The 11,387-nt window shown below is 54.4% G+C and carries 8 protein-coding genes; 6 read left to right on the forward strand and 2 right to left on the reverse strand.

Annotated features, from left to right (window positions below; translation table 11 throughout):
* Positions 1-16: 16 nt before the first annotated feature.
* Positions 17-925 (forward strand): LysR family transcriptional regulator, encoded by a 909-nt coding sequence (locus tag R70723_RS30140; protein WP_047171275.1) that lies wholly within the window; start codon positions 17-19, stop codon positions 923-925.
* 5 nt (positions 926-930) lie between these two features.
* Positions 931-1,893, forward strand: a complete 963-nt coding sequence (locus R70723_RS30145) for an aldo/keto reductase (protein WP_039877799.1) — start codon at positions 931-933, stop codon at positions 1,891-1,893.
* An 80-nt stretch (positions 1,894-1,973) separates the two neighbouring features.
* Here R70723_RS30145 and hcp read toward each other — a convergent pair whose 3' ends face one another.
* The gene (hcp, locus tag R70723_RS30150; protein ID WP_039879495.1) at positions 1,974-3,617 is read right to left on the reverse strand and encodes a hydroxylamine reductase; all 1,644 of its coding nucleotides are present in this window, start codon (positions 3,615-3,617) and stop codon (positions 1,974-1,976) included.
* Positions 3,618-3,772: 155 nt separating this feature from the next.
* On the opposite strand from hcp, the gene R70723_RS30155 reads away from it, so the two are divergent.
* The 3 genes from R70723_RS30155 to R70723_RS30165 are packed head-to-tail and all read left to right on the forward strand — an operon-like array spanning position 3,773 to position 6,339.
* Positions 3,773-4,480 (forward strand): Crp/Fnr family transcriptional regulator, encoded by a 708-nt coding sequence (locus R70723_RS30155; RefSeq protein ID WP_039877800.1) that lies wholly within the window; start codon positions 3,773-3,775, stop codon positions 4,478-4,480.
* A 32-nt stretch (positions 4,481-4,512) separates the two neighbouring features.
* Positions 4,513-5,904 (forward strand): aldehyde dehydrogenase, encoded by a 1,392-nt coding sequence (locus R70723_RS30160; RefSeq protein ID WP_039877801.1) that lies wholly within the window; start codon positions 4,513-4,515, stop codon positions 5,902-5,904.
* A 42-nt stretch (positions 5,905-5,946) separates the two neighbouring features.
* Positions 5,947-6,339 carry a RidA family protein gene (locus R70723_RS30165; protein ID WP_039877802.1) on the forward strand — a complete coding sequence of 131 codons (393 nt, stop codon included), beginning with the start codon at positions 5,947-5,949 and terminating at the stop codon, positions 6,337-6,339.
* A 97-nt stretch (positions 6,340-6,436) separates the two neighbouring features.
* Here R70723_RS30165 and R70723_RS32475 read toward each other — a convergent pair whose 3' ends face one another.
* Positions 6,437-9,391: an ABC transporter substrate binding protein gene (locus R70723_RS32475; protein ID WP_052421523.1), complete on the reverse strand. Its 2,955-nt coding sequence runs from the start codon at positions 9,389-9,391 to the stop codon at positions 6,437-6,439.
* Between the two features lie 402 nt (positions 9,392-9,793).
* Between R70723_RS32475 and R70723_RS30180 the strand changes: the two genes are divergently transcribed.
* Complete coding sequence (locus R70723_RS30180; protein ID WP_039877804.1) at positions 9,794-10,771, forward strand: LacI family DNA-binding transcriptional regulator; 978 nt, start codon at positions 9,794-9,796, stop codon at positions 10,769-10,771.
* Positions 10,772-11,387 lie beyond the last annotated feature (616 nt).

Below are 11,387 nucleotides of genomic sequence, written 5' to 3' on the forward strand. Positions count from 1 at the left end.
GCATACCATATTTGTTATGAACAATAACCAGATTCTTTTATTTGTCAAAATTGCCGAGACCGGCAGCTTCACCAAGGCCGGCCAGGAGCTGAACATGACCCAGCCGGCGGTCAGCCGGGCCATTTCCGCCCTGGAGACCGAGCTTGATGTCAAGCTGCTGCTGCGTGACCGCCGCAGCGGGCTGATGCTTACCGAGGTGGGCAAGCGTGTACTGATCATTTTCCGGGAAATTCTCGGCGGGTTCAACAAAGTGGAGCAGGAGGTCTCAGCAGAAAAGGGGCTGGAAAAGGGCCTCATCAGGATCGGCGCCTTTCCGGTTGCCGCTGCGTACTTTGTACCGAAGATCATCCGTTCCATTACGGACAGGTATCCCGGTATAGACATTTCTGTCCATGAGGGCTCGGTAGCTGAGGTGAAGGAGTGGCTGGAGACCCGCCAGATTGATGTCGGGCTGATTATTCCGCCGCTGGAGGAGTTCGAGACGATACCACTGTTCCGGGAGAAGCTCTATGCCGTGCTGCCTGAAGGCCATCCCCTGGGTCACAGCAGCATTGTCCATGTAAAGGATCTGGAGCAGGAGCCGATGATGATCTGCCGGGCCGGCTATGAGCCCCCTGTGATTGATTTGTTCAAACGGGCTGACAGCGAGCTTAATGTAAAATATGTGGTCAACAGCTACAGTACGGCACTGAACATGATCAAGGAGGGGCTGGCTGTCGGAGTGCTCTCAGAGCTTTCGCTGCTCGCACCGCCCGGCAATGTCATCGTCCGTGAGCTCTCACCGGATGCCCACCGCGATGTACATATTGCCGTCCATTCACTGGAGGAAGCCTCGATTGCCGTCAGGCTGCTGATTGATACTGCTTTGGAGCTGTTCGCGGAAGACGGCGGGCTGAACCCGTCACTAAACCATTCAAAGGAGTGACTGTCTTGAAATTCAACCGTTTAGGCAACAGCGGGCTGCAGGTATCCGCCCTGGGCCTTGGAACCAACGCGTTCGGCAAGCGTGCCGATGAAAAAACCTCGATTGGGATTATCCATACCGCCCTGGATCAGGGCATCAGCTTTATCGACACTGCCAATATTTATGCCGGTACCGAATCAGAACGGATTATCGGGCTGGCGCTGGAAGGCAGACGCCAGGACGCGGTGCTGGCTACCAAGGCAGGCTTGCCGCGGGCAGACGGCAGCAGCGGCTCCTCGCGCCGGCACCTGATGCTGGAGCTGGAAGGCAGCCTGCGCCGGCTTAAGACGGATTATGTGGATTTGTATCAGATCCACACCTTTGACCCCTACACCCCGCTTGAGGAAACACTGCGTACCCTTGATGATATGGTCTCCTCAGGCAAGGTCCGCTACATCGGCGCCTCCAATTATGCCGCCTGGGAGCTGATGAAGGCACTGGGCATCAGTGAAGCGCGGAACTATATGAGATACACTTCGATCCAGTGCAGCTACTCACTCGCTGACCGCACGCCCGAGAACGAGCTGCTTCCGCTCTGTCAGGACCAGGGACTGGGCATCATCCCTTATTTCCCGCTTGCCGGCGGGATTCTGACCGGCAAATACAGCGGCGGGGCTCCGGCCGGTTCGCGCGCAGAGACCGATCCGAACTTCAGCCGTTTTCTCAGCCCCGGACGGATTGAGCTGGGCAATGAGGTTAGCCGGATAGCTGACGAGCTCGGCACCACACCTACCGCCCTGTCACTGGCCTGGCTCATGCACCAGCCAGCCGTATCCACCGTCATTGTCGGTGCTACCCGGGCCGGTCAGGTCCAGCAGAACCTGTCCAGCACCGTCCTGGAGCTGGACAAGGAGACCCTGGAGCGGCTGGAGCAGGTGAGCCGTCCGTTCCGCAGCGGCGAGCCGTTTGCATTCTACCGTCTGCCGTAAGAGCAGACACCAAAAAGCCTATAGCTCCGCTCCGCCGGATTCCGGCCGGGGCTGCTATAGGCTTTTTACATAACTATGAATTATACAACGGCCATAAACCGCTCCATATCCTCCTGAACCGTTGTAATGCCGCCGATACCGAAGTTATCGACCAGCACTTTAACCACGTTAGGCGACAGGAAGGCCGGCAGTGTAGGTCCGAGATGGATGTTTTTTACGCCCAGATGCAGCAGGGCCAGCAGCACGATCACAGCCTTTTGCTCATACCAGGCAATGTTATAGGCAATCGGCAGGTCGTTGACATCGTCCAGGCCGAACACTTCCTTCAGCTTGAGGGCGATAACAACAAGGGAATAGGAGTCATTGCATTGGCCGGCGTCCAGCACACGCGGAATTCCGCCGATTGCGCCGAGATCCAGCTTGTTATATTTATACTTCGCACAGCCTGCGGTGAGGATAACAGTATCACCCGGCAGCTCGGAAGCAAAGTCGGTGTAGTAATTGCGGCTCTTCATCCGGCCGTCACAGCCCGCCATTACGAAGAACTGCTTGATTGCCCCGGTCTGCACCGCCTCAACCACCTGATCCGCCACATTCATAACCGCCGCATGTGCGAAGCCGCCGACAATTTCGCCGGTTTCGATTTCTGTCGGAGCAGCGCATTCCTTGGCCTGGGCGATAATCGCCGAGAAGTCCTTCTTGCCGTCCTCACCAGCCGGAATATGCTGCACTCCCGGGAAGCCGGTATTGCCTGTTGTATACAGACGGTCTTTATAACTGTCCTTAGGCGGCACGATGCAGTTCGTAGTCATCAGAATCGGACCGTTGAAGCTGGCGAACTCCTCGTTCTGCTTCCACCAGGCATTACCGTAGTTGCCGACAAAATGGCTGTACTTCTTAAAAGCAGGATAATAGTGCGCCGGCAGCATCTCGCTGTGCGTATACACATCGACCCCGGTACCTTCCGTCTGCTTCAGCAGCTCCTCCATATCCTTGAGGTCATGACCGCTGATCAGAATGCCCGGATTACGGCCTACGCCTATGTTAACCTTGGTAATTTCCGGGTTGCCGTAGGTGGTTGTATTAGCCTGATCAAGCAGAGCCATTACATCGACGCCGAATTTGCCGCATTCCAGAACCAGAGCGGTAAGCTCACCGGCACTCAGGCTGTCATCCAGCGTTGCAGCAAGGCCTTTTTCCATAAAAGCATGTGCGCCTGTATCACCGAAGCCCAGCACCGCCGCATGCTCCATATAAGCCGCCATCCCCTTCAGCCCGTAGGTCAGCAGCTCGCGCAGGGAACGCACATCCTCATGCTCTGTCGCCAGAACGCCTACGGTCTCTGACTTGGCAATCAGCTCTTCATCTGTCTCAGCCGTCCAGGTCGCCGCATCATGATCAGCAAGCTCTGCTGCCGCTCCGGCCAGCTTCAGCCGGCTGCTCCACTGTTCACGGAGCTGAAGCCCTCTGCGGACACTGGACGTGAAGGCTTCAGGTACAAAATTGGCGTTAGTTATTGTTGCAAACAGACTCTCTATAATAAATTTATCGGTAACGGAATCAGTCATGCCAAGCTCCCGGCCTTTGCGTGCAAAAATGGAGATTCCCTTGAGCGTGTAAATCAACAGGTCCTGAAGATTGGCTACCTCACTGGTCTTTCCGCATACTCCCTGAATGGTACAACCTGTTCCCTTCGCCGCTTCCTGACATTGAAAACAAAACATGCTGCTCACTTGGCGCTCACTCCCTCAATATTAGTATTGTCTCGCTGGCAGGGCACCGTTCGTCCCGCCTTTACAGTTACTGAATATTGTAGTAGACTTTCGCCATACAATCGGTAACGGATGTTACCGATTAAATTTAAATTTGGAGGAAGCCAATGATACCTGATCCTGCCGTCCTGCAGTCCTGTCTGCTGTTCCGGGGCAAGTCCGCGGAAGAATTGGAGCTCCTCCTGCACAAAATGATCTATACGGTAGCTTCCTACCAGAAAAATATGCTGATCTTCGCTGAAGGGGATACTGCAGACCGGATCGGCATCATCCTCTCGGGGAGGGTAGAGGTACAGAAAACCCATCCGACCGGCAGCGGTGTGACCATCGCTCATCTGAGTGCGGGACAGACCATTGGTGAAGCCGTGCTGTTCCGCAAGGAGAATCTCGTTCCGGCCACCGTCACGGCCACTGGCCCCTGCGCGATCATGTTCATCAGCAAGCAGGAGCTGCTGGGGCTGTTCTCTGCCGATACGGACATCCTGACCCGTTTTATTGAGAATCTGTCCGAGCGGCTGGTGCTCGTCAACCGCAAAATCGAGATGCTGTCCGCAGGCCCCCTGCGGCGGCGGATGATTTATTTCCTGCTGGAGCAGGCAGTGCAGCAGGCCTCAGACCATATCCGCCTGCCGTTCAGCCGCAAGGAATGGGCGGAGCATCTGAACACCGCACGTCCGTCACTCTCGCGTGAAATGGGCTATCTGCGCGACACGGGCTGGATCGAATTCAAGGGCAGCCGCATAACGCTGCTTAACCGGAAGGCGATGCATGACTTTATCCGTACCGACAGCCAGAACGCCGGCCCGGACAAATAACCATCCGGATACATATTATGGAGGGATACACAATGTCTGAAGCAACTGCATCAAGCATCGGCCGGATACTGGCTGAGCATAAGGAGTTTTTTGATAAAGGAACAACGAAAGACCCTGCCTTCCGGGTCACCCAGCTGCAGAAGCTGAAGGACGCTATCCGCAGGTATGAGCCACAAATTATAGAAGCGCTCCGCAAGGATCTCCACAAGAGCGAATTCGAGGCCTATGCTACGGAGATCGGCTTCACGCTGGAGAGCATCAGCTATATGATGAAGCATCTGCGCCGCTGGGCCAAGCCCGCCAGGGTCAAATCACCGCTGCATATGTTTCCCTCCAAAAGCCTGATCCTCAGCGAGCCTTACGGCACCGTGCTTATTATCGGCCCGTTCAATTATCCGTTCCAGCTGCTGATCGAGCCGCTGATTGGGGCACTCGCCGCCGGCAACTGTGCCGTCCTGAAGCCGTCAGAGAGCACACCGGCCGTCGCGGCAGTTATTGAAGACATGATCAGGGAAACCTTTGAGCCCGGTTATGTCCGGGTTATCCAGGGCGAGAAGGAAACGACCAATCTGCTGATTCACGCCAAATTCGACTATATTTTCTTCACAGGAAGCGTTCCGGTCGGCAAAATCGTTATGGAGGCTGCCGCCAAGCAGCTTGTACCCGTAACCCTGGAGCTGGGCGGCAAAAGTCCGGTCATTGTTGACCAAAGCGCCAATCTGGAAACAGCGGCAAAGCGGATTGTCTGGGGCAAGCTGATCAACGCCGGCCAGACCTGCATCGCGCCCGATTACCTGCTGGTTCACCGTTCGGTTGCGGCAAAGCTGATCAGTCTGATGAAGCAGCAGATTACTGCCTTTTACGGAGAGGATGCCTTGAAGAATCCGGACTACGGGCGGATCGTCAATGAACGGCAGCACCAGCGGATAGCCGGGATGATTGAGAAGGACCGCTCTAAGGTGATTATGGGCGGAGCAGCGGATGCCGGAGAATTATATATTGAACCGACTCTGATCTATCCGGCTGTCTGGAGCGATGCTTCCATGGAGGATGAAATTTTCGGGCCGGTGCTGCCGATTCTGGAATATGAATCGCTGGAGGAGGCAATCAGCGATATTAAGGAGCGGCCGAAGCCGCTTGCGCTGTATTTATTCACCGAAGACAAGCAGGCGGAGCAGAAGGTGCTGGACAATGTCTCCTTCGGAGGAGGCTGTGTGAACGATACGATCAGCCATGTCGCCAGCTCCCGTCTTCCGTTCGGCGGTGTGGGGAATTCCGGTATCGGCGGTTACCACGGCAAGCATAGCTTTGACCTGTTCTCACACCGCAAGAGTGTTGTGAAACGAAGCGCGAAGATTGATCCGGGCATCGTCTATCCGCCTTACGGCAACAAGGTCAGTCTGGTGCGCAGGCTTTTGAAGTAGCTGGATTATAACGCAATTGAACGGAAAGCGGGGAATGCAGGAATGGAACGCAAGCAGGTATTTACAGGCTCACCCTGGGAATCATCCGTGGGCTACTGCCGGGCTTTAAGAATCGGGGACCGGATAGAGGTAGCCGGTACAACCGCTATGCGGAATGGAGAAGTTGCCTTTGCCGGCAATCCCTATGAGCAGACCAAATTCATTCTGCAGACCATTGAGCAGGCGCTGGCTGATCTCGGGGCCGGCATGAACCATGTGGTCCGGACCAGAATGTATGTTACGGACATCTCGAAGTGGGAGGAATACGGCAGGGCACACGGCGAATTCTTCCGTGACATCCAGCCGGTTGCCACCATGGTTGAGGTCAAGGCGCTGATTGATCCCCAGCTGCTGATTGAGATCGAGGCCGAGGCGGTTGCACCTCAATCCCTCTAGAGCTGCTGCATAGCTATAGCATAGCTTCTAAAGTCACGCATGTATAAAAGGCTGCCGTCTCTTCCCGGAGACGGCAGCCTTTTCATTTAACCCGTGCCTAACCTACCCGCCGCTCCTTCACCCACTCAGCCACATCCTTCTGCGGGATCGGCTTGCTGATGAAGTAGCCCTGAATCTTGTCACAGCGGGTCCGCTCCAGGAAAGCGAGCTGCTCCGGTGTCTCGACTCCTTCAGCCGTGACGCCCAGCCCCATGTCATGCCCGATGGTGACAATTGAGCGGGCCAGCGACATATTGTTAGGTGTATCGATGCTGTCGATGAACGATTTGTCGATTTTGAGTGTTGTAATCGGCAGCTGCTTCAGGTAGCTGAGGGAGGAATAGCCTGTCCCGAAATCATCCAGCGCGATGCCGATTCCTCTTGTCTTCAGCGCCTCCAGCTTGGAGCTGATCTCCTCAAACGACTCCATGAAGATCGACTCTGTAATCTCCAGCTCCAGGCACTCCGGCGGCAGGCCCGTCTCCTGCAGAATGCCCAGCACCATATCCGTGAAATCCTCCAGCATCAGCTGGATAACGGAAATATTCACAGAGACATGGTAGCCTCCATGGCTTTTGCCGTTCAGTTCTTTTATGAAGCGGCAGGCTGTCCGGAGCACCCATTCCCCGATCGGGACAATCAGCCGGCAGTCCTCGGCAATTTTGATGAAGGACAGCGGTGAAACAAAGCCGAGCACCGGGCTGTTCCAGCGGATCAGCGCCTCAAACCCCCAGATTTCACCGGAAGCCGTATCCACCAGCGGCTGATAATGCAGCGACAGCTCCTGATTGGTGATCGCGCCGCGCAGATGCGTCTCTATAACCATCCGCTCGTCGAAATGCTGCTGCATATCCCGTCCGTAGACGACATAGGTTCCTTTGCCGGCTTCCTTTGCCTTATACATGGCTATATCTGCATTCTTCAGTAATTCCTCCGCATTTCCCCCGTTCTCCGGATATTGGGCGATGCCGATGCTGGCCGAAATATGCACAACGCTGGCATGCAGCTCGAACGGCTCCTTGAAGCCCTGCACCAGGGATTCTGCATAAGCAACAACTTCACTGAAGCCCCTGTTATCCTGGAACAGAATGACGAATTCATCTCCGCCGAACCGGAAATGCTTGCTGCGGCCATCCCCCAGCTTCAGCAGCCGCTCCCCTACTTTTACAAGCAGCTCATCGCCAAAGGTATGCCCCAGTGTATCATTTATATATTTAAAGTTATCTATATCGAGAAAAAACAGGGCAGCATGACCGCCGGTCTGCTCCTTGATGAACTGACCCAGCGCCTCCGTCAGCGACAGCCGGTTCGGGAGTCCGCTAAGCACATCGTTGTAGGCCAGCATCCGGTACCTCTCTTCACTCGTCTGCAGCAGCGACTGATTCTCCACAACCTTGTTGTACTGCTCCAGCAGCTCATCCTGCAGGGCGGTAAGCTCCTCATAGGTGGACTCCAGCTCCTGATAGCTCATCTGCAGCTTGCTCTCATAGCCCTTGCGGTCGGTCACATCAACCATGGAGCCGGCAAACCGGACGAAGCCGCCGCCGGAGTTGCGCAGCACCTTGCCCCTGGTCTGCAGCCACTTGTACTCTCCAGATTTGCTCCGTATCCTGAATTCACTGTAGTAATAGGAGCTGCGGCCTTCCAGATGATTGGCACGCTGCCGGCTTTCATCATCGGCATCCTCAGGGTGGACAAGCTCCATCCAGCCCTTCCGGGCCTCCTTTAGCTCATCCCGTTCGTAGCCGAGCAGCTCATACCAGCTGTCCGAGAAATAATAGGTCATACTCGACATATCGACATCCCAGATCACTGCATCCGAGCCGTAGGTCGCCACCGCGAAGCGCTCATTGCTTTTTTCCAGATTGCTGCGGATCTTCTTCACAAGCTGTACATAGAACAGCAGTATCAGAATAAAGGATAACAGCACGGCAAAGGCCGCAATAATACTCAGCACAAGCACCTTGTACGTTTCGTAAAAGGAAAACGGCTTGTTAATAATCTCGCTGCCCTCCGGAAGCTGTGCGGCAGAAACTCCGAACCGCTGCAGTTCATTGTAATCAAAAACATTACGGACACTGCTGTTATCCACCACAGGGATCGCATCAGCCCTTTCGCCCTCCAGAATCCGTACGGCCAGACCGGCTGCAGTCTCCCCCTGGATCATGCCGCTGATCAGGCTGCCGCCGAAGGCACCGTGATTCAGGCCAAAATCATAGATATGATATACCGGAACACTGCTGCTCTCACCCAGTTCGCCTGAAAAGCGGTCAAACTCTACTGTGCGCCCCGTCGAATCGCTATAATATGTAGTCATAAGCACGATACTGTCAGACGAAAGAGCCGATACCTGGTCGATAATCTCCTGTTTGGAGAAGCGGTTCATGGGATACAGCTGCAGCTCCGGGTCCAGCGCGGACAGCTGCTCCTTGACCATTGTGCCGGTGGACAGCCCGCTTTCTGTATTGTCATATAAAATGTATACCTTTTTAATATCAGGATTGATCTCCTGCGCCATTTCGATGGTCTTGACAGGGTTAATCTCTTCAATTACACCGGTAATGTTGCCGGGATCGCCCAGGCTCTCCACCCCCAGCTCATTAATACCGCTGAAGATGACCGGTGCATTGTCCAGAATTTCACCGCGGTACTTCAGTGCGAAGCTCAGCGCAGCATCATCCGTAACCATGATCGCATCGATATGGACAGACTGGTATTTCAGCTTGATGGTCTGATAGAAGTGCTCCAGATTGTCTTGGCCGGGGTAACGCTTCCAGTCCATATACTCACTGTAAATCAGCGGCTGTGCGGGCGCATTCTTAAGCGTCTGCTCAATGCCGGCTCCCTGCTCGTCCGTCCAGGCAAATCCTTTGTGATACGAGTGCAGCACCAGCACATTGGGAGGCGGCAGCTCTTCTGCCCTTGCCTGTTCAGGCTGACCGAACACTCCGCAGAGCAAAATAAGCAGCACGAGCCAGTTAAACACCTTGAGATTGATTTGTCTTACGTCCATGTTCACACTCCCATTCATCCATCTCAAAGTTAAAAAACGGAAGGCTTCGACAATAATTCATTCGGGCGGGCCCCTTCCCCATTCTCTTTCACTCGGGAAAATGTTAAATGCTGCTCAGTTCGGGACATGCTGCTTATGTATAGGCTTATGGGAGTAGATCAATTCTGCGGTAACCGGTGACTTTCTTATATTTAATTATAGGGTGAAACACTAATTTTTGAAATAAAGAATAGCGTAAATAGCTAGATATATAGAACTAGAAAATATACAAAAAACGGGAGAATCTGCGGACAATCTATATTATGTATCAACAGCGCTGGAAAGCGGCCCGTAAATAGACACCGGCACCGGCAGCACGATAAAATAAAGCTGCTAAGAACCGCTCAGGACAGGAGGCTTACCATGCCTACAATTAAGGACGTGGCGCTAAAAGCGGGCGTCTCGGTCACCACCGTTTCCCGGGTGCTGAACAACAGGGGATATTTAAGCGAGGAACTGAAAAAAAAGGTACTGCAGGCCATGGACGAGCTGAATTACCGCCCTAACGAGCTGGCCCGTTCGCTCAGCCGTTCAAGGTCGAATATTATCGGACTGATTATCCCCAGCGTTGCCCATCCTTTTTTCGGGGAGCTTACCGGCTATATTGAGGAGCACGCCTACCACAGCGGCTGCAAGCTCCTGCTCTGCAACTCACAGCAGGATAAGCAAAAGGAGCTGGAGTATATCGATATGCTGCGCGCCAGCCGGGTTGACGGGATCATTATGGGCAGCCACACGCTGGAGGTGGAGGCCTACCAGCAGATGAATCTGCCTCTGGTCACCTTTGACCGGCAGATTTCGCCCGCCATTCCTTACGTCTGCTCCGACAACTATCAGGGCGGCGTGCTGGCCACCCGTCTCCTGATTGACAAAGGCTGCCGGCAGCTTGCCCATATCGGCGGCCATCCCGGCCTGAATATCCTGTCCGGTCTGCGCTTTGAGGCGTTTGCCGCTACTGCGCAGGCGCAGCATATCCCGTATACGCTGCTGCATACGGATGACAACAGCTTCGATGTCGGGGCCTATGAGCGGCTGCTCGATCAGCTGTTCCGCGAGCAGCCCGGCACGGACGGCATCTTTGCCGGCAGTGATATCATCGCGGCGTATGCACTCAAGGCCTGCCGGGAGCATGGCCGGCGGGTGCCGGAGGATGTGCGTATTGTCGGCTATGACGGCATCGCCCTGCGCAGCATGCTCGGGCCTGCGCTCAGCACCATCCGCCAGCCCATCGAGGCCATGGGCAAGCTGGCCGTCGATCTGATTCTCCGCCAGGTGCACGGCGCACCGGTCTCCGCCAAGTACGTGCTGCCGGTTGAGTTAGAGGCAGGGGAGACGGCCTAAGGGATGATGCAGCCGGGTAACGGTTAGAGATGATGGCAGCGGGGCGTTGATGGCAGCAGAGCAGATCTGTCGCTTGTAATGCCTATTATTAATCGAATGCTATGCTTGAATACGCCGGATATCCGTCCCTGCAGCTCATGAGCGCTTTTGATCGGGAGTAACCGAGTATTTGACACCTTGCTGTTTATTTCGACAGCATACGATCTTTAGTCGTACACCGAGCAACCACTCCTAATTATTAGGAGTGGTTGCCTTAATATCCGTGTCTTTTAATTACTCCGAAATAGATCCGCCCGACTCCTGCATTTTAGTCAAATTGATAACCTCACGGGCAATTAAGCGGATTTCCGCAACCTAATTATTCAGACTACCCCTAGAATTAGAGATTAAGTGGAAAATAGCAAGCTAATACCTTACATCCCTTTATCAAAGGGAGATTAACTCCGAAATAGATGGCAAAAATCCAACTAAAACTGATATAGCCCGGAAATTCCGTTTTTAGGTGGCGTATTTCCACCTAAATGGACGGGGGCGTTGGCGGCAGCCACAGTATTCCAGCAGAGCATAAACCAGCTGTTCCCGTTAGAATTTCCAGTCAAATCAACTCCGGAAGAAA

The organism is Paenibacillus sp. FSL R7-0273 (assembly GCF_000758625.1).
Taxonomy (GTDB): domain Bacteria; phylum Bacillota; class Bacilli; order Paenibacillales; family Paenibacillaceae; genus Paenibacillus_AQ.